At 64.6% G+C, this 25,115-nt stretch carries 24 protein-coding genes; 15 read left to right on the forward strand and 9 right to left on the reverse strand.

Annotated features, from left to right (window positions below):
• Nucleotides 1-48: 48 nt before the first annotated feature.
• From QM672_RS28885 to QM672_RS28895, 3 genes are all read left to right on the forward strand, one after another.
• Nucleotides 49-1,359, forward strand: a complete 1,311-nt coding sequence (locus tag QM672_RS28885; protein ID WP_311944148.1) for a DEAD/DEAH box helicase — start codon at nt 49-51, stop codon at nt 1,357-1,359.
• Nucleotides 1,360-1,396: 37 nt separating this feature from the next.
• Nucleotides 1,397-1,678: a translation initiation factor IF-1 gene (gene infA, locus QM672_RS28890; RefSeq protein WP_068294521.1), complete on the forward strand. Its 282-nt coding sequence runs from the start codon at nt 1,397-1,399 to the stop codon at nt 1,676-1,678.
• Nucleotides 1,679-1,884: 206 nt separating this feature from the next.
• The gene (locus tag QM672_RS28895) at nt 1,885-2,562 is read left to right on the forward strand and encodes a class II aldolase/adducin family protein (protein WP_311944150.1); all 678 of its coding nucleotides are present in this window, start codon (nt 1,885-1,887) and stop codon (nt 2,560-2,562) included.
• 72 nt (nt 2,563-2,634) lie between these two features.
• Here QM672_RS28895 and QM672_RS28900 read toward each other — a convergent pair whose 3' ends face one another.
• Together QM672_RS28900 and hslU are read right to left on the reverse strand one after the other, a co-directional pair.
• Nucleotides 2,635-3,438, reverse strand: a complete 804-nt coding sequence (locus QM672_RS28900) for a MetQ/NlpA family ABC transporter substrate-binding protein (protein ID WP_415086758.1) — start codon at nt 3,436-3,438, stop codon at nt 2,635-2,637.
• A gap of 379 nt (nt 3,439-3,817) precedes the next feature.
• Entirely contained in the window at nt 3,818-5,119 is a 1,302-nt protein-coding gene (gene hslU / locus QM672_RS28905; RefSeq protein WP_367626810.1) for an ATP-dependent protease ATPase subunit HslU, read from the reverse strand.
• A gap of 369 nt (nt 5,120-5,488) precedes the next feature.
• On the opposite strand from hslU, the gene QM672_RS28910 reads away from it, so the two are divergent.
• From QM672_RS28910 to QM672_RS28925, 4 genes are all read left to right on the forward strand, one after another.
• The gene (locus QM672_RS28910) at nt 5,489-6,559 is read left to right on the forward strand and encodes a sn-glycerol-3-phosphate ABC transporter ATP-binding protein UgpC (protein ID WP_311944155.1); all 1,071 of its coding nucleotides are present in this window, start codon (nt 5,489-5,491) and stop codon (nt 6,557-6,559) included.
• Nucleotides 6,560-6,718: 159 nt separating this feature from the next.
• A complete protein-coding gene (locus tag QM672_RS28915) occupies nt 6,719-8,035 on the forward strand; it encodes an ABC transporter substrate-binding protein (protein WP_311944156.1) in 1,317 nt (438 codons plus the stop codon).
• A gap of 251 nt (nt 8,036-8,286) precedes the next feature.
• The gene (locus QM672_RS28920; RefSeq protein WP_394314985.1) at nt 8,287-9,225 is read left to right on the forward strand and encodes a carbohydrate ABC transporter permease; all 939 of its coding nucleotides are present in this window, start codon (nt 8,287-8,289) and stop codon (nt 9,223-9,225) included.
• A 7-nt stretch (nt 9,226-9,232) separates the two neighbouring features.
• Nucleotides 9,233-10,132: a carbohydrate ABC transporter permease gene (locus QM672_RS28925; RefSeq protein WP_068294510.1), complete on the forward strand. Its 900-nt coding sequence runs from the start codon at nt 9,233-9,235 to the stop codon at nt 10,130-10,132.
• Between the two features lie 144 nt (nt 10,133-10,276).
• Here QM672_RS28925 and QM672_RS28930 read toward each other — a convergent pair whose 3' ends face one another.
• Genes QM672_RS28930 through hslV form a run of 3 tightly spaced genes read right to left on the reverse strand, consistent with a single transcriptional unit; the run spans nt 10,277 to nt 11,584 of the window.
• Nucleotides 10,277-10,540, reverse strand: a complete 264-nt coding sequence (locus QM672_RS28930) for a hypothetical protein (protein WP_311944159.1) — start codon at nt 10,538-10,540, stop codon at nt 10,277-10,279.
• Between the two features lie 34 nt (nt 10,541-10,574).
• Complete coding sequence (locus QM672_RS28935) at nt 10,575-10,967, reverse strand: hypothetical protein (RefSeq protein WP_415086762.1); 393 nt, start codon at nt 10,965-10,967, stop codon at nt 10,575-10,577.
• Nucleotides 10,968-11,008: 41 nt separating this feature from the next.
• Nucleotides 11,009-11,584 carry an ATP-dependent protease subunit HslV gene (gene hslV / locus QM672_RS28940; protein WP_311944162.1) on the reverse strand — a complete coding sequence of 192 codons (576 nt, stop codon included), beginning with the start codon at nt 11,582-11,584 and terminating at the stop codon, nt 11,009-11,011.
• Nucleotides 11,585-11,966: 382 nt separating this feature from the next.
• Between hslV and QM672_RS28945 the strand changes: the two genes are divergently transcribed.
• Nucleotides 11,967-13,121, forward strand: coding sequence for an aminotransferase (locus tag QM672_RS28945; RefSeq protein WP_415086764.1), 1,155 nt, complete (start codon nt 11,967-11,969; stop codon nt 13,119-13,121).
• A gap of 20 nt (nt 13,122-13,141) precedes the next feature.
• Here the strand turns inward: QM672_RS28945 and QM672_RS28950 are convergent, their stop codons facing one another.
• On the reverse strand, nt 13,142-14,341 hold the full coding sequence (locus QM672_RS28950) for a hypothetical protein (protein WP_311944165.1): 1,200 nt from the start codon (nt 14,339-14,341) through the stop codon (nt 13,142-13,144).
• 234 nt (nt 14,342-14,575) lie between these two features.
• Between QM672_RS28950 and hrpB the strand changes: the two genes are divergently transcribed.
• Nucleotides 14,576-17,068: an ATP-dependent helicase HrpB gene (gene hrpB / locus QM672_RS28955; protein WP_415086781.1), complete on the forward strand. Its 2,493-nt coding sequence runs from the start codon at nt 14,576-14,578 to the stop codon at nt 17,066-17,068.
• A 45-nt stretch (nt 17,069-17,113) separates the two neighbouring features.
• Here the strand turns inward: hrpB and QM672_RS28960 are convergent, their stop codons facing one another.
• Nucleotides 17,114-17,290 carry a hypothetical protein gene (locus QM672_RS28960; RefSeq protein WP_415086766.1) on the reverse strand — a complete coding sequence of 59 codons (177 nt, stop codon included), beginning with the start codon at nt 17,288-17,290 and terminating at the stop codon, nt 17,114-17,116.
• Nucleotides 17,291-17,532: 242 nt separating this feature from the next.
• Nucleotides 17,533-17,838, reverse strand: a complete 306-nt coding sequence (locus QM672_RS28965; RefSeq protein ID WP_415086768.1) for a zinc ribbon domain-containing protein YjdM — start codon at nt 17,836-17,838, stop codon at nt 17,533-17,535.
• A 453-nt stretch (nt 17,839-18,291) separates the two neighbouring features.
• On the opposite strand from QM672_RS28965, the gene rpmH reads away from it, so the two are divergent.
• The 5 genes from rpmH (at nt 18,292) to QM672_RS28990 (ending at nt 21,900) form a co-directional block, all read left to right on the forward strand.
• Nucleotides 18,292-18,426 (forward strand): 50S ribosomal protein L34, encoded by a 135-nt coding sequence (gene rpmH, locus QM672_RS28970; protein ID WP_082980037.1) that lies wholly within the window; start codon nt 18,292-18,294, stop codon nt 18,424-18,426.
• Nucleotides 18,427-18,501: 75 nt separating this feature from the next.
• Nucleotides 18,502-18,912, forward strand: coding sequence for a ribonuclease P protein component (gene rnpA, locus QM672_RS28975; RefSeq protein ID WP_311944171.1), 411 nt, complete (start codon nt 18,502-18,504; stop codon nt 18,910-18,912).
• Entirely contained in the window at nt 18,909-20,888 is a 1,980-nt protein-coding gene (yidC, locus tag QM672_RS28980; protein WP_415086771.1) for a membrane protein insertase YidC, read from the forward strand. Before rnpA ends, yidC begins: the two co-directional genes overlap by 4 nt.
• Nucleotides 20,888-21,538 carry a ribosome biogenesis GTP-binding protein YihA/YsxC gene (gene yihA, locus QM672_RS28985; RefSeq protein ID WP_367626816.1) on the forward strand — a complete coding sequence of 217 codons (651 nt, stop codon included), beginning with the start codon at nt 20,888-20,890 and terminating at the stop codon, nt 21,536-21,538. Before yidC ends, yihA begins: the two co-directional genes overlap by 1 nt.
• Nucleotides 21,535-21,900: a DUF423 domain-containing protein gene (locus QM672_RS28990; RefSeq protein WP_311944176.1), complete on the forward strand. Its 366-nt coding sequence runs from the start codon at nt 21,535-21,537 to the stop codon at nt 21,898-21,900. Before yihA ends, QM672_RS28990 begins: the two co-directional genes overlap by 4 nt.
• 89 nt (nt 21,901-21,989) lie before the next feature.
• Here QM672_RS28990 and QM672_RS28995 read toward each other — a convergent pair whose 3' ends face one another.
• The gene (locus tag QM672_RS28995; RefSeq protein ID WP_149253666.1) at nt 21,990-22,454 is read right to left on the reverse strand and encodes an Lrp/AsnC family transcriptional regulator; all 465 of its coding nucleotides are present in this window, start codon (nt 22,452-22,454) and stop codon (nt 21,990-21,992) included.
• Between the two features lie 140 nt (nt 22,455-22,594).
• Between QM672_RS28995 and QM672_RS29000 the strand changes: the two genes are divergently transcribed.
• Nucleotides 22,595-25,009, forward strand: coding sequence for a transketolase (locus QM672_RS29000; RefSeq protein WP_415086774.1), 2,415 nt, complete (start codon nt 22,595-22,597; stop codon nt 25,007-25,009).
• The last annotated feature ends 106 nt before the right edge of the window (nt 25,010-25,115 follow it).

The following is a 25,115-nucleotide window of genomic DNA, read 5'->3' on the forward strand; positions in this document are numbered from 1 at the left end:
GTGGCCGCGCTGCCGTCCGATCGACGAGCGTGGCATGAAGGATTTGATGTGACTTCCGAAGTAACTTTTGCAGCGCTCGGCCTTGCCGAGCCGCTTTTGCGTGCGCTTGACGCCGCCGACTACCAGAACCCCACCCCGATCCAGCACAAGGCGATTCCCGCTCTCCTCGAAGGGCGCGACATGATGGGCCTGGCGCAGACAGGCACCGGCAAGACGGCCGCCTTTGCGCTGCCGATCCTGCAGCGCCTGTCGAAGTCGCGCCATGGCGCCGGCCCCAAGGGCGTGCGCGCCCTCATCCTGGCGCCGACGCGTGAGCTCGCCATCCAGATCGACGAGAGCTTCCGCACCTATGGCGTGCATATGGGCTTTCGCATTGCAGTGATCTTCGGCGGCGTCAGCCAGGGCCCGCAGGTCAAGGCGCTCGCCGACGGCGTCGACATCCTGGTCGCCACGCCCGGCCGCCTGCTCGACCTGCAGCAGCAGCGCAAGGTCCGCCTCGACAAGGTGGAGATCCTGGTGCTGGACGAGGCCGACCGCATGCTCGATATGGGCTTCTCGCGCGACGTGCTCAAGATCGTCGATGAGACGCCGCTGGAGCGCCAGTCCTTGCTGTTCTCGGCCACCATGCCGAAGACGATCAAGAAGCTCGGCGAGGAGATTCTCCTCAACCCGGTGCATGTGGAAGTGACGCCGGAAGTGGTGACGGTCGACAAGATCGACCAGCATGTCTACCACGTGCCGGCCTCGGTGAAGCGCTCGCTGCTCCTGCACCTGCTCAATGATCCGGCGATGAGCCGCGTCATCGTCTTCACCCGCACCAAGCACGGCGCCAACCGCGTTTCGGGCCATCTCGACAAGGCCGGCATTCCCTCGGCGGCGATCCACGGCAACAAGTCGCAGAATGCCCGCCAGAAGGCGCTGGAGGATTTCCGCTCGGGTTCCACGCGCATCCTGGTGGCGACCGACATCGCCGCCCGCGGCATCGATGTCGACGACATCACCCATGTCATCAATTTCGAGATGCCGGTGGATGCGGAAAGCTATGTGCACCGTATCGGCCGCACCGCCCGCGCCGGGCGCAGCGGCATCGCCTATTCGTTCTGCGATCCCAATGAGCGCGACGAGCTCAAGGCGATCGAACGCCTGACCAAGAAGCCGCTGATGGTGGCCGCTCCGGTGCAGGGGCTCGAAGCCGATCAGAAGCACGGCGAACGTGGTCCCCGCCACCCGCATCAGGGCAAGCCGAACGGCAAGCCCCGGAACAACAACGGGCAGCAGGAAAAGTCTCATTCAGGCCAGCCGCGTTCGGGGCGTTCGCGCCGTCCGGGTGGCCGCAACAATCAGCGTCGCGCCGCCTGAGGGCGCGGCCTTTTCATTCCCTCAATAGGACCTGCACATGGCAAAAGAAGAACTGATGGAATTTGAAGGCGAGGTTTCCGAAGTGTTGCCGGACGCCCGTTTCCGCGTGAAGCTCGACAATGGCCACGAGATGATCGCCTACACGGCCGGCAAGATGAAGAAGAACCGCATCAAGACCATCGAGGGCGACCGCGTCACCGTCGAGATGTCGCCCTACGACCTCGACAAGGGACGTATCATCTTCCGCCACAAGGACGAGCGTGCGTCGTCCGGGCCCCGTCCGCCGCAGCGCGGTGGCGGCAATATGCGCCGCCGCTGATCGGGAAGGCGGGTCTTCGGGCCCGCCCGCTCAGGCGCCTTCAGCCTGGGAGCACCGGGTTGGTGTGCCGGTCTCCTCAGCTCCATGTGATGGAGCGAGACCGGCCGGCTTCCCGCGCTCAATATCGCTCATTCGACGATTTGGGCTTGCCACCCCCGGCCCTTCTTCCGCATCGATGGCACAGCCTCGAATCCGGAAGATCCAATATGAGCCAAGACGATCCGCGCAAAGACGAACTCGACCTGCGCCGCGCCATCATCGACAAATGCCGCTGGATGAATGCCAACGGCCTCAACCAAGGCACCTCCGGCAATATTTCGGCCCGCTGCGGCGACCGCATGCTGATCACGCCTTCGGCCATTCCCTATCACGAGATGGAGCCGGAGATGATCGCCGCCATGCCCTTCGAGGGCGAGTATGGCGCCTGGGAAGGGCCGCTGAAACCCTCGGTGGAATGGCGCTTCCATTTCGATATCCTCAAGGGCCGCCCGGATGCTGGGGCCGTGGTGCATACCCACGCCACCTGGTCCACCATCCTCGCCATTGCCCATAAGCCGATCCCGGCCATCCACTACATGATCGCGGCCTTTGGTGGGCCCGACATACGCTGTGCGCCCTATGCCCGCTACGGCTCGGAGGAATTGTCGCGCTTCGCCCTCGAGGCCCTGGAGGGCCGCAATGGCTGCCTGCTCGCCAATCACGGCATGATCGCCGTCGGCTCCAGCCTCGACAAGGCAATGTGGCTGGCCCATGAGCTCGAAACCCTGGCCAAGCAATATTACCACGCCCTTCAGATCGGCGGCGCGAACATCCTGCCCGACAGCGAGATCGCGCAGGTGGTCGAGGGCTTCAAGAGCTACGGCCTGCAGGACAAGAAGCCATAGACTTCGCAGCCTCTGGAAGCGCCGGCGGGGTGCGTTCGGAAGAACGAAACCCTGCCCTGCGATACCCGGGGCTCACCAGGTCGGCACATAGGCGCCCTTATATTTGGCCAGGACGAAGTCCCGGACCTCGGGCGAGCGATAGGATTGCGCCAGGAGCGGCACCCAGGGCTTGTCCTTGTCCGCGGCACGCACGGCAATCAGATTGGTGTATTGCGGCTTGAGTTCTTCCAGGATCAAGGCCTGCCTGGTCGGGTCGAGGCCCGCAGTGACGGCATAATTGGCATTGACGGCTGCGGCATCGACATCGTCGAGGGAGCGCGGCGTCTGGGCGGCGTCGACCTCCAGGAAGCGCAATTGCTTGGGATTGGCGGTGATATCGGCCACGATTGGCTTGTATCCGACGCCGTCCCTGAGGCCGATGATGCCCTTGTCGCGGAGCAGGAGAAGGGTGCGGCCGCCATTGGTCGGGTCGTTCTGGATGGCGATGGTGGCGCCGTCGGGCACCTCGCTCCAGGCTTTGTGCCGGCGCGAATAGACACCCAGGCGCGAATTGATGATCGGGGCGATGCCGACGATCTTGTAGCCGCGGTCGGCGATCTGGTTGTCGAGATAGGGCTGGTTCTGGAAGGCATTGGCCTCGATTTCCCCGGCGTCGAGCGCCGCATTGGGCACGACATAGTCGGAGAATTCGATCACCTCGATGTCCAGGCCGAGCTTGGCGGCGACGGGCTTGGCCGCTTCCAGGGTTTCGGCCATCGGTCCGGGCGTGGCGCCGACTCGGATGCGTGTCGGTGAGGCGAGGGCGGCTGCCGGCGCGGCGAGCAGGGAAGCGGCAGCCAGCGTCAGGACGGAGCGGCGGTTCAGGGAAGAGGGCATCGATCGGTCTCATTGAGGAATGGGTCGATGCGATGGTAGGGAAATTAACTCATTAAATCCATAAAAATTATATACTATATGACTGCATTATTCCCCAATTCATTGAGAATCGATCCGAAGTTGGCGCAACCAGCCTTCTCTACGAAGTGGGCTTTGCATTGCATTTCTGAAAAGAAATGCATGGGGTGGCCTCGCAAAGCGGGGTCGGAGCGGGCGGGCAACGCAATAGTCATTGAAGGCTCGCACAACGGTCGCACAAGCTCGTTGTGCGGTGAGTGCTGCCCGCCACATCATCCGACCCGGCTCCGCCGGGCTACCTTCCCCAGTTGCGCTGGAGAAGGTAGATCGCGCCTCTTCCTGCGCGGGCGAAACCCGATCCTCAGAGGATGAACTGGCTGAGATCGGTGTTCTTGGCGAGGTCACCCACCGTCTTCTGCACATAGTCGGCGTCGATCGTCACTTTCTCGCCGCCCTTGTCGGGCGCGGTGAAGGAGATCTCGTCGAGGATGCGTTCCATCACCGTCTGCAGCCGGCGCGCGCCGATATTCTCGACGGTGGCGTTCACCTGCACTGCGATGGCGGCGATGGCATCGATCGCCTCGGGCGTGAAGCTGAGCTCAAGGTTCTCGGTGCCCATCAGCGCCACATATTGCTTGATCAGGCTGGCTTCCGTGTCGGTGAGGATGCGGCGGAAGTCGTCCTGGGTCAGCGCCTGCAATTCGACACGAATCGGCAGGCGACCCTGCAACTCGGGCAGGAGGTCGGAAGGCTTGGCGACATGGAAGGCGCCCGAGGCGATGAAGAGGATGTGGTCGGTGCGAACGGCGCCGTGCTTGGTCGACACGGTGGTGCCTTCGATCAGCGGCAGGAGGTCGCGCTGCACGCCCTCGCGGCTGACATCGGCGCCACCGCGGTTCTCACGGGCGCAGATCTTGTCGATCTCGTCGAGGAAGACGATGCCGTTGTTCTCGACCTGGCGGATGGCTTCCTGCACAATCTGGTCCTGGTCGAGCAGGTTGTCGGCCTCCTCCTGGATCAGCTGGTCATAGCTGTCGCGGACAGTGGTGCGCTTGGTCTTGGTGCGCCCCGAAAAGGCCTTGCCGAAGATGTCGCCGATCGAGACGACGCCCATCTGGCCCTGCGGAAGACCCGGCAGCTCGAAGGACGGCGAGGAAGTGTCCTTCATCTCGATCTCGATTTCCTTGTCGTCGAGCTCGCCGGCGCGCAGTTTCTTCTGGAAACTATCGCGGGTCGCCGGGCTCGCCGTCGCGCCGACCAGGGCGTTGAGCACGCGCTGTTCGGCGGCCAGATGCGCCTTGGCCTGGACTTCCTTGCGCTTTTCGGCCTTCACCAGCGCTATGCCGATATCGATGAGATCGCGTACGATCTGTTCGACGTCGCGCCCGACATAGCCGACCTCGGTGAACTTCGTCGCCTCGACCTTCAGAAAGGGCGCGTTGGCGAGCTTGGCGAGACGGCGCGAAATCTCGGTCTTGCCGACGCCGGTCGGCCCGATCATCAGGATATTCTTGGGCATCACCTCTTCGCGCAGCGTCTCATCGAGTTGCAGGCGGCGCCAGCGATTGCGCAGGGCAATGGCGACGGCGCGCTTGGCGTCGTGCTGGCCGACGATGTGGCGGTCGAGTTCTGAGACGATTTCGCGGGGGGAGAAATTGGACATAGGCACTCGGGAGGAAGGGTAAAGCTGCTACATAATGGCTGAAACGCGAAAATCCAGCATCGAGAATTGAAGCCGACCCCGCAATTGCGCGAAGCGAATGGCGCGAGGGCGGTATGATGATAACGCAACTTCTGTCCCGGGGCATATTGGTCTGAAGATTTGTGAGGGATGATGGGCTCTTTGCCTTGACAGGAGTCTTGTCCCACCGTCAGGATGCCGCCGCCTGTGGGGACCGTCTGCACCGATGGTGGGCCGGCTCCGGCAGGCTTTCTAAGTGTTCGCAACGGTCCGAAAGAGGCCGAAAAGGCAGAAATGCCGCCCTTGGTGGCGGTGATCGGGCTCATCATCCTTTTGCTTGGGGGAAACGTCGTGGCGTCAGTCGACTTCGTCAATGTCAGGAAATCATTCGGGACCCACCCCGTCATCAAGGGCGTGGACATCGAGATTGCCGATGGCGAGTTCGTGATCCTGGTCGGCCCCTCGGGCTGCGGGAAGTCCACGCTCCTGCGCATGCTGGCGGGCCTGGAGAACATCTCGGACGGCGAGATCCGCATCGGCAAGGACGTGGTCAACAACCTGCCGCCCAAAGAGCGCGACATCGCCATGGTGTTCCAGAATTACGCGCTCTATCCGCATATGAGCGTGGCCGACAATATGGGTTTCTCGCTCAAGCTGAAGGGCGCCAGCAAGGCCGATATCGAAAAGCGCGTGAAGCCGGCTGCCGAAATCCTCGGGCTTTCCAAGCTGCTCGACCGTTATCCGCGTCAATTGTCCGGTGGCCAGCGCCAGCGCGTTGCCATGGGCCGGGCAATCGTGCGTGACCCGCAGGTCTTCCTGTTCGACGAACCGCTCTCCAATCTCGACGCCAAGCTGCGCGTCGCCATGCGTGCCGAGATCAAGGAACTGCATCAGCGCCTGAAGACGACCACGGTTTACGTCACCCATGACCAGATCGAGGCCATGACCATGGCCGACAAGATCGTGGTGATGCATGACGGCATCGTCGAGCAGATCGGTGCTCCGCTCGATCTCTACGACCAGCCGGCCAATCTGTTCGTGGCCGGTTTCATCGGCTCGCCGGCGATGAACTTCATCAAGGGCAAGCTCGATCCCGCCGATTCCAGCCGCTTCATTGCCGAGGATGGCAGCGTGCTGCCGGCGCGGGCGCCGCGCCAGGCGACCGACAAGCCGCTGATCTACGGCCTCAGGCCCGAAAGCCTGCGCATCAGCGGCACCGGCATTCCGCTGACCGTCGTGGTCACCGAGCCGACGGGGTCCGAGACCCACATGACGGCCAAGCTTGCCGGCACGGATGTGACCTGCGTCTTCCATGAGCGCGTGGCGGCCCAGCCCGGTGAGACCGTGCAGGTCGCCATCGACGTCGGTTCGACCCATTTGTTCGACTCCGCAAGCGGGCAGCGCCTGGAGCCGGCCGCCTGATTGGCCCCAGGCCTTGCGGGACTGAGTGCATCGCCGGCCGGCGCGGGATCTTTCCGTGCCGAGGCCGGTGTTATTTTCCGGGATGCCGCGGCCTGGAAGCTCGCCTGTGCGCCCGGCATTCCAACCAAAAATAAACGGCGATCCTGAGGGAGGATTTCGATGACGATCAACAGACGCGATCTGCTTGCCGCTTCCGCCGGCTTCGCCGCGGCCGCCGGCCTCGGCCAGTTCGGCCTGGCGCCAGCCTTCGCCCAGGGCGCCGAGCCCAGCTACAAGCCCGAAGAGGGGGCGAGCCTGCGCGTGCTGCGCTGGACCCCCTTCGTGCAGGGCGACGAGGACGCCTGGCTCGCCAACACCAAGAAGTTCACCGAGGCGACCGGCGTGCAGGTCCGCGTCGACAAGGAAAGCTGGGAGGACATCCGTCCGAAGGCGGCGGTCGCCGCCAATGTCGGCTCGGGGCCGGACATCGTGCTGTGCTGGTTCGACGATGCCCATCAATATCCCGACAAGCTGACCGACCTCACCGAGCTCGGCACCTATCTCGGCGGCAAATATGGCGGCTGGTATGACGGCCTGAAAGGCTATGCCACGCGCGAGGGCAAGTTCATCGCCCTGCCGCTGGCGGCAATCGGCAACGCCATCTGCTACCGTGACAGCCATATGAAGGCGGCCGGCTTCAGCGAGTTTCCCAAGGATACCGCCGGCTTCCTCGAATTGTGCAAGGCGCTCAAGGCCAAGGGGACGCCTGCCGGCTTCCCCCATGGCAAGGCCGTCGGCGACGGCAACAACTATGCCCATTGGCTGCTGTGGAGCCATGGCGGCAAGATGGTCGACGAGAGCGGCAAGGTCACCATCAACTCGCCCGAGACCATCGCCTCGATCAAATATGCCAAGTCGCTCTACGAAACCTTCATTCCCGGCACCGAGAGCTGGCTGGACATCAACAACAACCGGGCCTTCCTCGCCGGCCAGGTCTCGCTGACCGCCAATGGCGTCTCGCTCTATTACGCCGCCAAGAAGGACGCCAAGCTCAAGGAACTGGCCGCCGATATCCGCACCGTCAACTTCCCGGTCGGTCCCGTCGGGCAGAAGATCGAACTGCACCAGACCACGTCGGCCCTGCTGTTCAAGCATTCCAAATATCCCGAGGCGGCCAAGGCCTATCTGAAGTTCATGTATGAGGAACCTCAGATGAATGCCTGGATCGGCGGATCCAGCGCCTATTGCTGCCAGGCTCTGAAGGCGTTTGCCGCCAATCCGGTCTGGAAGGCCGACCCGATCCATGAGCCCTATTCGCATGCCTCCGAAACGCTGCGGCCCAATGGCTATGCCGGTCCCCTTGGCTATGCCTCCGCCGGCGTGATGGCCGATTACGTGCTGGTCGACATGTATGCGGTCGCGGTGACCGGCCAGATGTCGCCGGAGGACGCGGCGGCCCAGGCCGAGAAGCGCGCCAATCGCTATTATCGGGTGTGAGGTCGCCAGGAGCAGTATCGTGGTGCTTGTACCCCTCATCCCCCTGCCGCCACCTCTAGCCAACTCCAAGGGAGTTGGCGACACCCGCAAGGGGAGAAGGGACTGGATCCTGAGAGGTTGGGTCGACCAAGCAACCTTCACTACGGCTCGACGCTCCCAAAACAATCCCCTTCTCCCCTTGCGGGAGAAGGTCCCGGCAGGGGGATGAGGGGTAAAGCCTCCTTCCTCCTTCCCTCCCACCAAGGCACTCCATGAGCATCGCGACATCGAGATCACGGCCGCGACCTTCCGCCTTCGCCAGGCTGGCGCAGAGCAGGGGAGCGCTCGGCACGCTCTTCATGCTGCCGGCGGCGGTGTTCCTGATCTGCCTGTTGGCCTACCCGCTGGGCCTGGGCGTCTGGCTTGGCTTCACCGATACCAAGATCGGGCGCGAGGGTATTTTCATCGGGCTGGAGAACTACGAGTTCCTCTGGGCCGATTCGGTGTTCTGGCTGTCGGTGTTCAACACCGTCGTCTACACGGTGGTCGCCTCGATCCTCAAATTCGGCCTCGGCCTCTGGCTCGCTCTGCTGCTCAACCAGCATCTGCCCTTCAAGTCGCTGTTCCGGGCGATCGTGCTGCTGCCCTGGGTGGTGCCCACCGTGCTGTCGGCGCTGGCCTTCTGGTGGATCTATGATTCGCAGTTCTCGATCATTTCCTGGTCGCTGATGAAGCTCGGCCTGATCCAGCAGCCGATCAACTTCCTCGGCGATCCCATCAATGCCCGCATCTCGGTGATCGTCGCCAATGTCTGGCGCGGCATTCCCTTCGTCGCTATCTCGCTGCTGGCCGGCCTGCAGACCATTTCTCCTTCGCTGCAGGAAGCGGCCTCGCTCGACGGCGCCACCAGCTGGCAGCGCTTCCGCCATGTCACGCTGCCGCTGCTGACGCCGATCATCGCGGTGGTGATGACCTTCTCGGTGCTGTTCACCTTCACCGATTTCCAGCTCATCTATGTGCTGACCAAGGGCGGACCGGTGAACGCCACCCATCTGATGGCGACGCTTTCCTTCCAGCGCGGCATTCCCGGCGGCCAGCTCGGCGAAGGCGCGGCCATCGCGGTGGCCATGGTGCCCTTCCTGCTGGCGGCGATCCTGTTCAGCTTCTTCGGCCTGCAGCGCCGACGCTGGCAGCAGGGCGGCGGGGAATAGCGGAGGCATGACGATGAGCTCGAACCAAGCTACCGCTCCGCTCGCCGATCACGTCGAGGGCATGGGCTATCTCTCCAGCCTGCCCCGGCGGGTGGTGACCGTCTACCTGCCGCTGCTGGTCTTCGTCATCGTGCTGCTGTTCCCATTCTACTGGATGGCGATCACCACGGTGAAGCCCAACGACCAACTGACCGACTATGCCAATTACAGCCCGTTCTGGGTGGTGGGCCCCACCCTCGAACATATCCGCTATCTCCTGTTCGAAACCTCCTATCCAGGCTGGCTGCTCAACACGATCTATGTCTCGGTGGGCGCGACGGCGCTGGCGCTTGTCGCTTCCGTCCTCGCCGCCTATGCGATCGAGCGCATCCGCTTCAGGGGATCGCGGATCGTCGGCCTCCTGATCTTCCTGGCCTATCTGGTGCCGCCCTCGATCCTGTTCATCCCGCTCGCCTTCATCGTCTTCAAGCTCGGCATCTACGATACCAAGCTCGCTCTGATCGTCACCTATCCGACCTTCCTGATCCCCTTCTGCACCTGGCTGCTGATGGGCTATTTCCGCTCGATTCCCTACGAGCTGGAGGAAAGCGCGCTGGTGGATGGAGCCTCGCGCTGGCAGATCCTGGTCAGGGTCATCCTGCCGCTGGCGGTGCCGGGCCTGATCTCGGCCGGCATCTTCGCCTTCACTTTGTCGTGGAACGAGTTCATCTACGCACTGACCTTCATCCAGTCGTCGGAGAACAAGACCGTGCCGGTGGGCGTGCTGACCGAACTGGTGCGCGGCGACATCTTCGAATGGGGATCCCTCATGGCCGGGGCGCTGTTCGGCTCCCTGCCGGTGGTGATCCTCTATTCCTTCTTCGTCGACTATTACGTGTCGTCGATGACGGGGGCAGTGAAGGAGTAACCGGTTCGCATCGCGACCGCTTTTCCCTGGGACCGCCAGCATCCTGCTGGCTCTTGGAAGCGCGGCCCTTGTTGGGAACAAGGAGCCAGCAGGATGCTGGCGGTCCCAGAGAGCGGCGATCGACCAGGCGGTAGCCACGCCGTCTCAGCGCCGGTTGCGCCGGTCCTCATACATCTGTTCGAGCGGGTCGATGAAAGATCCGCCGAACAGCACATAGGCGACGACGAAATAGACGAATTTGGCAAGGGTGAAGAAGCCAATCCATTGCAGCAGCACGAAGGGCGCGCTCACCGCGACGAGGCCGAAGCAGATCAGCGCGCTGGCGACGAGGCATGCCAGCAGCACCACCAGATGCATCAGCAATTGCGTCGCGCTGTCATAGGCGCTGAGATCGAATCTGCCCTTCATGCCGCCTCCGGTTCAGGACCGGGATTCTCCGCTATTAGTCCTGGGCGAATTTGTAGGCAGCCGCTTCCGGCGCCTTGCCGCTGATGCAGGCCTTGAACTTGGCGACCTCTTCGGGTCCGAAAGTGCCCAGGCCCTGCGCCTGGCATTCCGAACTCGCCTGGCTGTATTCGGCCTCGAGCTTGACGCAGCGCTCGCGCTGCGGCGAGCCGGGCCTGACGCCCCTGCGGCTGCAGGTATCGCCGGCAATGCCCTGGGAGGCCTTGCGCCGCATGCAGTCCGTCATCGCCGTGCCCGCCTTCACCCCCTCGGCCTGGCAGGCCTTTTCGAGCGGATTGGTGGTCGGAAATTCGGGTTGCTTGTCCGCCGCGCAGCCCGCGAGGGCGAAGGCGGCGAAGACGATGGGAAGGCTGATCCGGAAGGAGAGCATGCGCGGGCGGCTTTCTGCCTGTGGTGACTCTCGCCCTCTTATCAGAGATCGATGCTTTCGATTACCAGATTATGGTTGGTATAGACGCAGATATCCGCCGCGATGTTCATCGCCTTCTTGACGATCGCCTCGGCATCATAGTCGGTGTCAACCAGCGCCCTGGCAGCGGCCAGGGCATAATTGCCGCCCGAGCCGATCGCCATCACGCCGCCTTCGGGTTCCAGCACGTCGCCGGTGCCCGTCAGCACCAGCCCGGCCGACTTGTCGGCCACCAGCATCATCGCCTCGAGCCGCCGCAGATAGCGGTCGGTGCGCCAGTCCTTGGCGAGTTCGACGCAGGCCCGCGTCAGCTGGGTGGGGTATTGCTCGAGCTTGGCTTCCAGCCGCTCGAACAGCGTGAAGGCATCGGCCGTGGCGCCGGCGAAGCCGGCGATGACGTCGCCCTTGCCAAGCCGGCGGACCTTGCGGGCATTGCCCTTGATCACGGTCTGGCCGAGGCTGACCTGCCCATCGCCGCCGATCACCACGCGCCCGCCCTTGCGGACCATCAGGATGGTGGTGGCATGGAAGGGAGAGCGGGGACCGCTGTCAGGACTGGCGGAAGGGGGGAACGTCATGGGAACCTCACTGAAGCGTTTCGCACTTTGGCGGGATCGCCAAGAATCGCAAAGACGCGTCGAACCAAAAAGTTAGAGCAAACAAGCATTCGCACTTGGACGCGTTTTTGCTCCAGACATGTCCTCTATCTAGGAGGTCGCACGCAAAAGGCAAAGGGCAGAGAGGCGAGAGCGATGCGGTTCACTTGAGCGGCGTCCAGATTTGCACGATCTTTGGCATTGCCGGGCTCGACCCGGCAATCCAGCGCCTTGCGCCCGTGGCTCCTCGATAGCCGGGGCGAGCCCGGCTATGACAAACCGGAGTGCTCTCCCCTGAGCGAACCGCATTTGGGAGGGCGAGAGGCCCCTTTATCCCTTTACCCAACTCGTCTATCGATCGAGTATGAACAGCATCTTCGCCGGCCTTTCCACCACCATCTTCGAGACGATGTCGCGGCTTGCCCGCGAGCATGATGCCGTCAATCTCGGCCAGGGCTTTCCGGATGATGCCGGCCCGCTCGATGTGCGCGAGAAGGCGGCCGAGGCCGTGATGACGGGCTGGAACCAGTATCCGCCTATGCTCGGCCTGCCCGAGCTGCGCCGTGCCGTCGCCGAGCATTATGCCCGTTTCCAGGACGTGGCGCTCGATCCCGACAGCGAGGTAATGGTCACCTCCGGTGCCACCGAGGCGATCGCCGATGCGCTGATGGCGCTGATCGAGCCGGGCGACGAGGTGGTGCTGTTCCAGCCGATGTACGATGCCTATCTGCCGCTGGTGCGCCGGGCGGGCGGGGTGCCGCGCTTCGTCACGCTGCAGCCCCCGCATTGGCGTCTGACGCGCGAGGCGCTCGACGCGGCTTTTTCCGCGCGCACCAAGGTGGTTCTGTTCAACAACCCGCTCAATCCGGCCGCCATTGCCTTCCGCGACGAGGATCTGGCCCTGCTGGCGGAATATTGCGTCCATTACAATGCCATCGCCGTCTGCGACGAGGTCTGGGAACATGTGATGTTCGACGGCCGCGTCCACCGGCCGCTGATCGGCTTTCCCGGCATGCGCGAGCGCACGGTGAAGATCGGCTCGGCCGGCAAGATCTTCTCGCTCACCGGTTGGAAGGTCGGCTTCGTCATGGCCGCCGCGCCGATCCTCAAGGTGATCGCCAAGGCGCACCAGTTCTTCACCTTCACCACCCCGCCCAATCTGCAGGCTGCCGTCGCCTATGGCCTCGGCAAGGAGGGGAACTATTTCACCGGCATGCGGGTGGACCTGCAGCGCTCGCGCGACCTCTTCGCGGCGGGGCTGGCCGAGCTCGGCTTCGCCACCCTGCCGAGCGAGGCGAGCTACTTCCTCAACATCGACCTGCCTGCTAGCGGTATCGAGGAGGACGATGTCAGCTTCTGCCAGCGCCTGGTCGTCGAGCACAAGGTCGCCGCCATTCCGGTCTCGGCTTTCTATGCCCAGGATGCGGTAATGACGGTGGTTCGCTTCTGCTTCGCCAAGCGGGACGAGACCCTGGCAGCCGCGCTCGCCAATCTGAAGGGCGTGGCACGCCGGGGGTGATCGGGAGGGTGGTTCTGCCCTCAATCGCGCCGGCGCGCACCCAGCCGGGCCAGGAAGGCAAGCGAGACACTGGTGAGGCCCAACGCCATCAGCCACCAGGGCTGCCAGGCGGCGAGGCCTGCAAACATCATCACCAAAGCCGAGGCCGAGACGGCGAGGGCGGCAGGGGCCGAACGATCGTCGTCGCGGTTCATGCCCATCAGCGTCAGCCAGAGGGCAAGCGCCGCAAGCGCCACGCCGACGAGCCCAAGTTCCAGCCAGATCTGCAACGCGGCATTGTGAGGCGAGGCCAGGAGCTGGCCACCGACGCCGCGGGTCAGCGAGGAACTCGAATCGTATCCGAAGCCGGCTAAGAGATGATTGGGGAGGGCGTAGGTCACGTCGCGCCAGAGCGCCACCAGGTGATCACCCTCCGCCGGCAGCAGGAAGCCGCCCCAGCGCGCCATCATCCAGCCTGCCAGCGGTGCAAGCACCAGGAGGACCAGGGCCGAGATGGCCACGGCCAAAGCGGCGGCCCGCCGGCGCCAGAGGGCCAGGGTCATCACCACGATGCCGGCGATGAAGGCGGCGAAGATCACCAGATCATGCACCAGCCAGAGCGCCAGGATCATCACCAGACAGATCAGCAGGGCCTGCCAGCTCCGGCCGCGGGCCAGGACTGCGCCCACCGCCGGCCAGGCGAGCAGGGCCATGAGCATGGCCGCGCGCGTGCTTTCGGCATCCTCGGTCCCGGTCTCGCCAAGCCCCTGCAGCGGCGACCCCGGCAGGTATTCGAGGATCAGGGTCACGCTGGCGATGGCGACGCCGATCGGGATGAGGTTGGCGTCGCTGAAGCGCACCCGCGGCTTCAGGCAGGAAATCGTGACGGCAAACAGGAGCACGATGCCCAATATCCCCGGCAGCCGGCCGGCGGCCGAAGCGGGGCGGGGCGTCCACCAGATGCTGATGGCGGCCCAGACCAGCAAGGCGAGCAGCGCCAGGGTACGGGGTGAGGTCAGCGCGCCTTGCAGGCGGCGCAGCGCCGTCGGCAGACGATTGTCGAGCGCCGCGGCCAGGATCAGCAGGGCGGTGGCGATCGGCACGATGATCGCCACGGCATGGCGCGAGAACATGGCAAAAAAAGGCGCGAAAATCACCAGCAGGAACAAGCCCAGCCGGGTCAGGAGGCCCGACACCGCGAGTGCGGGGTCGAGCGGAGCTTCATAGGCGCGCCGTTCCATCGCCTCGTCCTCAATCGTCGAGAGCTAGCTATGGCCGAAGGCAGGCGAGGCGTCGATGACGAAAAAGTCACACTATGGTTAAAATCGTCCCGCGGCCTGCACGCTGCAATGCCACATTGGACGTAGTCCCTCATCCCTCACCACCTCCTTCCAGGAGAGAGGGCGCGATGATTGCCGGAGTTGCAGGCCGGGTCCGCCATTGCGCTTGCTCCCTGGATGCGTCACATCGGCGCGATGCGCGTGTTCGACCAGCCCCTGCCCATCGACGATGCCCTGCCAGCCCTCAGGCAAGCCCTGCAGGCGGGTTCCAATGCCGTCCTCGTTGCGCCGCCCGGCGCCGGCAAGACCACGCGCGTGCCCCTGGCCCTCATCGACGAGGCCTGGACGAAAGGGGGCAAGATCATCGTGCTGGAGCCTCGCCGCCTCGCCGCCCGTGCCGCCGCCGCCCGCATGGCCGCCACGCTGGGCGAGCCGGTCGGCGCCACCGTGGGCCTGCGCGTACGCCTAGAATCGCGCATATCGGCCAGGACCCGCATCGAGGTGGTGACCGAAGGCGTGTTTGCCCGCATGATTCTGGACGACCCCTCGCTCGACGGCGTGGCAGCCGTGCTGTTCGACGAGTTCCACGAGCGCTCGCTCGATGCCGACCAGGGCCTGGCCTTCGCGCTCGATGCCCAGGCCGGGCTGCGCGAGGACCTGCGCATCCTGCCGATGTCGGCTACGATCGACGGTGCGCGCGTCGCCGCGCTTCTGGGCGATGCGCCGGTGATCGAGAGCGCGGGCCGTGCCTTTCCTGTGGCCACGCACTATCTCGGCCGCGATCCGCGCCAGCGGCTGGATGACGCAGTTGCCGATGCGGTGATGCGGGCCCTGCGGGCGGAGACCGGCTCGATGCTGGTCTTCCTGCCCGGCCAAAGCGAGATCACCCGCACGGCCCGGCTCCTGGCCGAGCGCAATCTCGGGGATGGCGTCGACATCGCCCCCCTGTTCGGCGCCATGGAAGCGCGCGACCAGGACCGTGCCGTAGCACCGGCGCCGCCCGGGCGTCGAAAGGTGGTGCTGTCAACCTCGATCGCCGAGACCAGCCTCACCATCGAGGGGGTGCGCGTGGTCATCGATGCAGGCCTCGCCCGCGTGCCGCGCTATGAACCCGATCTCGGCCTGACCCGGCTCGAAACCGTCAGGGTATCGCGGGCGAGCGCCGACCAGCGGCGCGGCCGTGCCGGGCGTACCGAGCCCGGCGCCTGCTACCGGTTGTGGGAGGAGGCGGCCACAGGCGCTTTCGAGGCTTTCGCCAAGCCGGAGATCCTGGCGGCCGATCTCAGCCCGTTGCTGCTCGATTGCGCCGCCTGGGGCGTCGGCGACCCCCTGGCGCTCGCCTGGCTCGATCCACCGCCTGCTCCCGCGCTCAAGGAAGCAAGGACGCTGCTGACGGCAATCGAGGCGCTGGACGGCGATGGCCGGCTCACCGACATGGGGCGTCATCTCTCCAGCCTGGCGCTGCCGCCGCGGCTGGCCCGCATGATCGTGGCTGCGGTGCCCGCCGGCGAGGCCATGCTGGCCGCCGAGATCGCTGCCATCCTGTCGGAGCGAGGCCTCGGCGGCGATAGCACCGACCTCGTCGAGCGCATCGAGCGCTTTCGGCGTGACCGCGGCGGGCGGGCGCAGGACATGCGCCGCCTGGCCGGAAATTGGGCCAGGACGGCCGGCAAGGAAGCCGGAGGCGGCAAGGGCAGTCGGGACCTGGGCGGCGACGGCGATCCGGCCCGGGCCGGTGCGATTCTCGCCTTGGCCTATCCCGACCGCGTCGCCGTGGCGCGTGGCCAGCCCGGCAGCTTCACCATGGAGAATGGGCGCGCCGCGCGCCTGGAACCGCATGATCGGCTCGCCCGTGAACCGACGCTCGCCATTGCCGAGATTGCCGGCAGCGCCGGTTCGAGCCGCATCCTGCTGGCGGCCCCGATCGGCGCCGAGGAGATCGCTGCCCTGTCCGGCATCAGTGAAAGCGTGAGCGTGGGCTATGATGCCGCCAGTGCCAGTCTCAAGGCGCGCGCTGTCAGGCGCTATCGCCGGCTGGTGCTGCAGGAGGGCACGGCGCCGCTGGCCCTTGGCGCCGATGCCGCCGCCATGCTTGCCCGCGGACTCGCCCAAGGCGGCATCGGCCGGCTGCCGTGGAGCAAGGCCCAACGCCAGTTGCGCGACCGCATCGCCTTCCTCAGGGCCAGCGGTTCGCCGGACTGGCCCGATCTCTCCGACCGGGCCTTGGCCGAAACGGCCGAAACCTGGCTCGCTCCTGTTATCGAAGGGGTGCGAGGGCTTTCAGGCATCACGGCAGAGCATCTGGAGAATGGCCTTGCGGGCCTGCTGCCCTGGCACGAACGCAGAAGGCTCGACGTCGAAGCGCCGCCCTTTTTCGAGGCGCCGACCGGTTCACATCTTGCCATCGACTACGAGGCGGAGGGCTGTCCTGCCATTTCGGTCCGCGTGCAGGAATTGTTCGGTCTTGCCAACCATCCCAGCATCGCCGGCGGCCGGGTGCCGCTTACCATCAACCTGCTTTCGCCGGCACATCGGCCCGTGCAGGTGACCAAGGACCTGCCGGGCTTCTGGAGGGGGTCCTATGCCGCCGTGCGGGTGGAGATGAAGGGGCGCTATCCCCGCCATCCCTGGCCGGAGGACCCGGCCGTAGCCATGCCCACCACGCGGGCGAAACCGCGCGGCACCTGAGGGACCTTTCTTCTGCGTGATCGGCCGCTGCAGGTGGAATCGCGATCAGGATTTGGTGTTGTCGCTATGAGCCGCTCGCAGGGCTTCGGCGAGGGCGCGGGTCGCCTGCGTCCGCGGCATCGAGACGATACGGATGTCCGGCCGGGCTGCCTCTTCGTCGGCAGGATCGGGGCGGCACGGAAGATGATCCAAAATTCGATGCAATAATGCCAGAATGGACATGTCGATAACCTCGAATTTTATAATATTGATCTAAGTATTGATTTTGAAAGTGGCTAAAATCAGAGTGCCGAAATTCAAGAATGTTAACCAAATATAACACAAGGCCGGCGATTTTATGATCGCATTGAGTCGCTGGCCGAGGCGGATGTATGAATATCAGATGCCGAGTTGCTTTTTCATGAACGTTGCAGAGAAAAAGCCGGTGTGCGCCAGTGAAGGTTCCGGCTTCTTGATCGCCGGTCCTAACGCTTGCGCACGAATTCCGTGCGCAGGACGAGGCCCTTGATGGCATCGTGGCGGCAGTCGATTTCCTCGTCATTGTCCGTCAGTCGGATCGACTTGATGACCGTGCCCTGCTTCAGGGTCTGATTGGCCCCCTTCACCTTGAGGTCCTTGATGAGGACCACGGAATCACCATCGGCAAGGATGTTGCCGGCGGCATCGCGCACCACGAACTGATCGGCCTTGGCCATGGCCGCCATCTCCGAGGCCGGCCGCCATTCGCCGGTCGCCTCGTCATAGACATAGTCGTCGTTCTGGTCGGCCACTTCCTGCACCTTCGGTTATGGAATCTTCGCCCGTCGAGCTCGAGGCGCCGTCACGGACAGATCCACTTCACAAGCCGGGTCGAGGCCATCTACATCACCACAATCGATAGATCGAGGCAAAATCTCGGCGGCCTCCGGGCGCGGCCCGCAACGCTTGGCATAAGCGCGCGCTGTTACTCATATGGATCGGGCGGCCGGTCCTGAAAAGGGAGGGTCGTGCCGATAGCGGGATCGATCCCCGGCTTCGTCATGCCGTCGTCTTATTCTCCGCGACTTCTTGCGAGTCCTGATTGACTTCCCGGACGCCATCCCCCATAAGCACCGGCGAATTTGGCGTCGCCCATCGGGCCCGGACGCACCCAGGGCGAAGGCCGGGGCGCGTTTTTGGTGTTCGGGGGAGCGCTTTCCCAGTCAACTCGATCGGCATCCGGCCGCGACCGCGGAGAACGACCCGTGAAACGTACTTATCAACCGTCCAAGCTTGTCCGCAAGCGCCGCCATGGCTTCCGTGCCCGCCTGGGCACCAAGGCGGGCCGCAAGGTTCTGGCCGCTCGTCGCGCCCACGGCCGCAAGCGCCTGTCGGCCTGACCTGATCGGGTTGGCGCAGTGATTCCGCATCATTGCGCCCGAGCTTTTTGCTCAAGAGCCTCCGAGCCCTCATCGATGCAGCGTCTGCTCAAGCGTCGGGACTTCCTGTTCGTCCGCGAAGGCCGCAGGGCACATGCTGCAACGCTATCCTTGCAGGCACGCCGCCGCGAAAGCGCCGGTGCAGTCGAGGCCGAGCCATCGGCGCCTGAGGATCTGGAGCCGCGTGTCGGCTTTACCGTAACCAAGAAGGAAGGTTGCGCCGTCGAGCGCAATCGGATCCGCCGGCGCTTGCGCGAGGCGGTGCGGCTGTCTGGCGCGCTTCACGCGCGCGACGGCTATGATTATGTCGTGCTCGGGCGGCGCTCCGCCCTCGACGCATCTTTTGCGACGATCGTTGATGAAATGGTAACGGCGTTCGGCCGTGTGCATGGCGAGCGCCAAGGCGCCCGCAAGCCACGCCGTTCGGCCGATGAGGCTGTGCGATGAAGAATGTTGACACCAAGAACGTCGTTCTGGCGGTCGTCCTGACGCTGCTCGTCGTCGTCGTGTGGGAATATTTCATCGGCCAGCCCATGCAGCGGCGCCAGCAGGAAGAGGCGCGGCTGCAGCAGCAAGTCCAGCAGGCCCAGCAGGCACAACAACAGCAGCCGGCAGCGACGCCCACCCCCGGTGTTCCCGGCGGCGTCGGCGGCCAGAAGCAGTTCGCGAGCCGCGAGGAAGCGGTGGCGGGGAGCACGCAGCGCGTCAAGATCGATGCCCAGCGCCTGATCGGTTCGATCAACCTGGTCGGTGGCCTGATCGACGACGTGGCCCTGCGTGGCTATCGCGAGACGCTCGACCCCGCTTCTCCCAATGTCGATCTCTTCTCGCCCCGCGGCACCCCCGTAAAGCCGGCCGACCACAAGACCAACCTGGAAAATCGCGGTCCCTATTTCGCGGGTTTCGGCTGGAATGAAAAGCCGGGCTCCACGTCGCAGACCAAGCTCAATCTGCCCAATCTGAACACGGTCTGGACGGCCAAATCGCAGGCGCCTCTGTCGACCGCCACGCCTGTCCAGCTCGAATGGGACAATGGCCAGGGCCTGATTTTCCACCGCACCATTTCGATCGACGAGGATCGCAGCCAGAGCGGCTCGCTGTTCCCGTCCGCCGGGGAGACGCTGCCGGCCGACAAGCTCGACCTGCCTCGCCAGAACCTGCCCAAGGATCAGCAGGCCAATGTCGCCAAGCCGATCGGCGGTTTCATGTTCACCGTCAAGGACAGCGTCGAGAACAAGGGCACGGCGCCGATTGAGATCGCGCCCCAGGCCTACATTCTGCGCGTCGGCACCCCGGGGACCCAGGGTACCTACGTCCTGCATGAGGGACCGATCGGCCGCTTCTCCGGCTCCCAGAAGGAGTTGTCCTACAAGGATCTGGCGCCCGACGCCAAGCAGGAGCCCTTTGCCGATGTCACGGGATGGCTCGGCTTTACGGACAAGTACTGGGCCAACGCGCTGATTCCCGACCCTTCCGCCCATTTCACCGCCCGTTTCGTCGGCCAGGATGTCGGCGGTACGCCGGCTTACCTCGCTCAGATCGACCGGCCAACCGTGACGATTGCGCCGGGCGCCAGCGCGGAGGTGAGCACCAATCTGTTCTCCGGCGCCAAGGAAGTCGCGACCCTCTCCTATTACGACGAGAAGCTGAAGACGGATAACATCGCCTATCTGATCGACTGGGGCTATCTGTGGTTCATCACCAAGCCCTTGTTCCGCCTGATCGAGATCCTCTTCCATCTCATCGGCAATTTCGGCCTCGCCATTCTCGGCACCACCGTCATCCTCAAGGCCTTCTTCTTCCCGCTCGCCAACCGCTCCTATGAGTCGATGTCGCGCATGAAGAAGTTCCAGCCTGAAATGCAGAAGATCAAGGACGAGTTCCCTGACGACCGCATGAAGCAGCAGCAGGCGATGATGGCGCTCTACAAGGAGCACAAGATCAACCCGCTGTCAGGCTGCCTGCCGATGCTCCTGCAGATCCCGGTGTTCTTCGCGCTCTACAAGGTGCTGTTCGTCACCATCGAAATGCGCCAGGCACCGTTCTATGGCTGGATCCACGATCTGTCGGCGCCCGATCCGACCACTTTGTTCAACCTGTTCGGCTTGATTCCGTGGACGCCGCCCTCCGTCCTGATGGTCGGCTTCTGGGTGGTGGTGATGGGCATCACCATGTTCATCCAGATGCAGCTCAACCCCGCACCGCCGGATCCGACCCAGGCTGCCATGTTCCGCTGGATGCCGCTGATCTTCACCTACATGCTCGCCGCCTTCCCGGCCGGTCTGGTGATCTATTATTGCTGGAACAACACGCTCTCGATCCTGCAACAGGCCTTCATCATGAAGAAGAACGGCGTGAAGATCGAATTGTGGGACAATCTCAGGGCGATGTTCGGCCGCAAGCCTTCATCGGCGGCAAGTTGATGCCTGACGCCTCCGACTACATGGCGGCGGGCAAGAAACTCTTTGCCTCGACGTGGGATTTCCGCCACGCCGCCAATACGCTGGAGGCCTTGCCGCCGCCCGACGGGGTCGAGATCGCCCTCGCCGGGCGCTCCAATGTCGGCAAGTCGAGCCTGATCAACGCCCTGACCAACCGCAACGCCCTGGCCCGCACCTCGCACACGCCGGGGCGTACGCAGGAACTGATCTTCTTTTCGTCGAACGCGCCCCTGACCCTGGTCGATATGCCGGGCTATGGCTATGCCAAGGTCAGCGAGTCCAAGGTCAAGGCCTGGACCCGGCTGATCCATGACTATCTGCGCGGCCGCGTGAACCTTGCCAGGGTCTTCGTGCTGATCGATGCCCGGCATGGCCTCAAGACCACCGACGATGCCGTCCTGAAGACGCTGGACCTGTCGGCCGTGGTCTACCAGATCGTGCTGACCAAGGCCGACGAGGTGAAGAAGGCCGAACTGGAGCGCCGTATCGCCGAGACGAAGGAAAAGATCGCGCGCCGGCCCGCGGCCTTTCCGGAACTGATCGTCACCTCCAGCCGCGAAGGCACCGGCATGGAGGAACTGCGCGCCACCATCGCCCAGATCCTGGCCGAGCGCGGCGGCCTTTCGCTGTGATCGCCGACCGTCTCCTCACGGTGCTGGGCTGCCTGTTCGGGGCCGTCGGCATCGGCCTGATGGCGCTCGCCGCGCATGGCAGATGGCCCGACATCAACTATGCCGCCATCATGGTGCTCGCCCACGCGCCGGCCTTGATCGCCATCGTTGCGGCCCTTCGTGCCGGCCTGCTTCATGCCCTGCTGGCCCGTCCCGCCGCTTTCCTTCTCGCGGCAGCCGTGGCCCTGTTCTCGGCCGATGTCGCGCTGAACGCCATGACCGGCCAGCGCCTGTTCCCGATGGCGGCGCCCATCGGGGGGACCAGCTCGATGGCGGCCTGGCTGCTGGTCGGCGTGTCGGCGCTGGTGGCGAAGACGCGGTAGGGCGGTTGGAGCGCGGACATCCTGTCCGCTCTTGAGACCACTGCGCCTGCAGGAAGGGAAGAGCGGACAGGATGTCCGCGCGGCTTTCCTCACCTTATCGGCAGGACATTCGTATATTTCACCTGCGCCAGGGCGAAGCTCGATTCGATCGAGGCGAGGCCGTCGAGCCGGGTCAGCTTTTCCTTGATGAAGCGCTCATAGGCGGCGAGGTCGGCACAGACGACGCGCAAGAGATAGTCGCGTGTGCCGGTCATCAGATAGCATTCCAGTACCTCCGGCCAGGGCGCGATGGCGGCGGCGAAGCGGTCGAGGTCCTCCTCGCGCTGGCGTTCCAGCTTGATCGAGATGAACACGCTGACCGGCAGCCCGACCTCCTTCTGCTCGACCACGGCGACATAGCCGCGGATGACGCCGCTTTCCTCCAGCTGCCGCACGCGGCGCAGGCAGGGCGAATGCGACAGGCCGACCTGCTCGGCCAGGGCCTGCACCGTCATGCGGCCATCCTCCTGCAGCAGGCGAAGGATCTTGTTGTCGATGGCGTCAAGCGCAGTCATTGTCTCATCCTGCGCAATTTATGCGCATTTTCGATCCTGAATGGCGATACTCTCTAAAGAGATGAGTTTCGGCCTTCAAGATCAACCAAAATCACCTCGTGACTTTTGCTATAACAGGCGGGTTCACCTGGAATCCCGTCATGGCCGATCCCCGTCTCCCCTTTCTCGCTGCCCTCGAACGCAAGGCCCTGTGGCTGTCCTCCTGGATGATCCACAATGCCAATCATCTCCGGGCCAAGGAGGACGGGCTCAAGATCGGCGGCCACCAGGCGTCTTCGGCCTCGCTGGCGACGATCATGACGGCGCTCTATGGCGCGGTGCTCAGGCCCCAGGATCGCGTCGCGGTGAAGCCGCACGCCTCCCCGGTCTTCCATGCGCTCAACTATCTCTTCGGCCTGCAGAGCCTCGAAAAGCTGCAGAATTTCCGCGGCTTCAAGGGAGCCCAGAGCTATCCCTCCCGCACCAAGGATGTCGACGACGTCGATTTCTCCACCGGCTCCGTGGGGCTGGGCGTGGCCCAGACGCTGTTCTCGGCCCTGGTGCAGGACTATGTGAAGGCCAAGGGCTGGGGGGAGTGGCCGGAAGGGCGGATGATCTCCCTGGTCGGCGATGCCGAGATGGACGAGGGCAACATCTTCGAGGCCCTGCTGGAGGGCTGGAAGCAGGGCGTGCGCAGTGTCTGGTGGATCGTCGACTACAACCGCCAGTCGCTCGATGCCGTGGTACGCGAGGGCCTGTGGCAGCGCTTCGAGTCGATCTTCCGCAATTTCGGCTGGGACGTCGTCATCCTCAAATATGGCCGCCTGCTGGAGGCCGCCTTCGCCGAGCCGGGCGGCGAAGTGCTGCGGCACTGGATCGACAACTGCCCCAACCAGCTCTATGCGGCGCTGTGCTACCAGGGTGGTGCAGCCGAGGGAGGCAAAGTCTGGCGTCGCCACCTCAACGATGCCATAGGCGACCAAGGCGAGGTCAGCAGGTTGATCGAGGCCCGCTCCGACGCCGAACTCGCGGCGCTGATGACCAATCTCGCCGGCCATGACATGCCCAGCCTCATCGACGCCTTCGAGGCGGCGGCCCGCCATGACCGGCCGACCTGCTTCATCGCCTATACGGTGAAGGGCTTCGGCCTGCCGTTCCAGGGCCACAAGGACAACCATGCCGGCCTGATGACGCCGGCCCAGATGGAGGCCTGGCAGCAGGCCATGGCCATCCGCCCCGGGCATGAATGGGACAAGTTCGAGGGGCTCGACCTGACGCCGGAGGCGATGCAGGCGGCGCTCGACCGGGTGCCTTTCGTGCAGAAGGGCAGGCGGCGCCTCGCTGCCGCCAAGGTCGAGGTGCCCGCGACGCTGCCCTATCGGGCCTCGGCCTCGATGTCGACCCAGCAGGGCTTCGGCATCATCCTCAACGACCTTGCCGCGACCGATCTGCCGGTCGCCGAGCGCATCGTCACCACGGCGCCCGATGTCACCGTCTCCACCAATCTCGGCGGCTGGGTCAACCGGCGCGGCCTGTTCGCCTGCGAGGAACTGGCCGACGTCTTCAGGAAGGAGAAGATCCCCTCGACCTTTGCCTGGGACTTCTCGCCTGGGGGGCAGCATATCGAACTCGGCATCGCCGAAATGAACCTCTTCATCCTGCTCTCGGCGCTGGGCCTGTCCCATTCCATCAATGGCGAAAGGCTCCTGCCGATCGGCACGCTCTATGATCCCTTCATCCAGCGCGGCCTCGATGCCCTCAATTATGCCTGCTACCAGGATGCCCGCTTCATGGTGGTGGCGACGCCCTCGGGCATCACTTTGGCGCCGGAGGGCGGGGCGCACCAGTCGATCGCGACGCCGCTGATCGGCCTAGCCCAGGATGGCCTCGCCGCCTTCGAACCCGCCTTCGTCGACGAGCTTGCGGTGATCATGCGCTTTGCCTTCGACTATATGCAGCGGGACGGCGAGGGCGACCGTGACGAGACCACCTGGCTGCGCGACGAGACCGGCGGCTCGGTCTATCTGCGCCTGTCGACCCGCACCATCGACCAGCCGCAGCGCACGATGTCGCCGGCGCTGGCGGCCGACATCGTCAACGGCGCCTATTGGCTGCGCCCGCCCGGCCCCAATGCCGAGATCGTGGTGGCGGCCATGGGCGCCGTGGTGCCCGAAGCGGTCGAGGCCATCGGCCTGATGAGCGAAGACCGCCGTGATGCCGGCCTGCTGGTCATCACCTCCGCCGACCGGCTCAATGCCGGCTGGACGGCCGCCGAACGCGCCCGCCAGCGCGGCAATGCCGGGGCCAGGAGCCATATCGAGCGCCTGCTCGGCCCCCTCTCGCGCGATTGCGGCCTCGTTACCGTGCTGGACGGCCATCCGGCCACCCTGGCCTGGCTCGGCAGCGTGCGCGGCCAGCGAGTGACTTCGCTCGGCGTCGAGCATTTCGGCCAGACCGGCAGCATCCAGGAGCTCTATCGCCATCACGGCCTCGACGCCAATGCCATCCTGCATGCCGCCCAGGCCCTGTCGCCGGGGCGGCCGATCCGCAACCGCAGGGAACTCGCGCCGGCGTAGTAGGCGCTGCTTACCCTCCCCCTCCAGGGGAGGGTAGAGAAGCCCGTCGCGTCTCCTCCCCGGGGATTGCCACGAATCCCCAGCCTTGCGAGATTGAAGCTCTCGC

Origin of the sequence: Labrys sp. (in: a-proteobacteria), from assembly GCF_047605565.1 — a bacterium.
GTDB classification, from domain to species: domain Bacteria; phylum Pseudomonadota; class Alphaproteobacteria; order Rhizobiales; family Labraceae; genus Labrys; species Labrys neptuniae.

Bases quoted from the DNA above. Each gene is read 5' to 3' on its own strand.
- infA (WP_068294521.1), top strand. From the start codon at position 1,397: ATGGCAAAAGAAGAACTGATGGAATTTGAAGGCGAGGTTTCCGAAGTG.
- QM672_RS28895 (WP_311944150.1), top strand. From the start codon at position 1,885: ATGAGCCAAGACGATCCGCGCAAAGACGAACTCGACCTGCGCCGCGCC.
- QM672_RS28900 (WP_415086758.1), bottom strand. From the start codon at position 3,438: ATGCCCTCTTCCCTGAACCGCCGCTCCGTCCTGACGCTGGCTGCCGCT.
- hslU (WP_367626810.1), bottom strand. From the start codon at position 5,119: ATGTCCAATTTCTCCCCCCGCGAAATCGTCTCAGAACTCGACCGCCAC.
- QM672_RS28915 (WP_311944156.1), top strand. From the start codon at position 6,719: ATGACGATCAACAGACGCGATCTGCTTGCCGCTTCCGCCGGCTTCGCC.
- QM672_RS28920 (WP_394314985.1), top strand. From the start codon at position 8,287: ATGAGCATCGCGACATCGAGATCACGGCCGCGACCTTCCGCCTTCGCC.
- QM672_RS28925 (WP_068294510.1), top strand. From the start codon at position 9,233: ATGACGATGAGCTCGAACCAAGCTACCGCTCCGCTCGCCGATCACGTC.
- QM672_RS28930 (WP_311944159.1), bottom strand. From the start codon at position 10,540: ATGAAGGGCAGATTCGATCTCAGCGCCTATGACAGCGCGACGCAATTG.
- QM672_RS28935 (WP_415086762.1), bottom strand. From the start codon at position 10,967: ATGCTCTCCTTCCGGATCAGCCTTCCCATCGTCTTCGCCGCCTTCGCC.
- hslV (WP_311944162.1), bottom strand. From the start codon at position 11,584: ATGACGTTCCCCCCTTCCGCCAGTCCTGACAGCGGTCCCCGCTCTCCC.
- QM672_RS28945 (WP_415086764.1), top strand. From the start codon at position 11,967: ATGAACAGCATCTTCGCCGGCCTTTCCACCACCATCTTCGAGACGATG.
- QM672_RS28950 (WP_311944165.1), bottom strand. From the start codon at position 14,341: ATGGAACGGCGCGCCTATGAAGCTCCGCTCGACCCCGCACTCGCGGTG.
- hrpB (WP_415086781.1), top strand. From the start codon at position 14,576: ATGCGCGTGTTCGACCAGCCCCTGCCCATCGACGATGCCCTGCCAGCC.
- QM672_RS28960 (WP_415086766.1), bottom strand. From the start codon at position 17,290: ATGTCCATTCTGGCATTATTGCATCGAATTTTGGATCATCTTCCGTGC.
- rnpA (WP_311944171.1), top strand. From the start codon at position 18,502: ATGCAGCGTCTGCTCAAGCGTCGGGACTTCCTGTTCGTCCGCGAAGGC.
- yidC (WP_415086771.1), top strand. From the start codon at position 18,909: ATGAAGAATGTTGACACCAAGAACGTCGTTCTGGCGGTCGTCCTGACG.
- yihA (WP_367626816.1), top strand. From the start codon at position 20,888: ATGCCTGACGCCTCCGACTACATGGCGGCGGGCAAGAAACTCTTTGCC.
- QM672_RS28995 (WP_149253666.1), bottom strand. From the start codon at position 22,454: ATGACTGCGCTTGACGCCATCGACAACAAGATCCTTCGCCTGCTGCAG.
- QM672_RS29000 (WP_415086774.1), top strand. From the start codon at position 22,595: ATGGCCGATCCCCGTCTCCCCTTTCTCGCTGCCCTCGAACGCAAGGCC.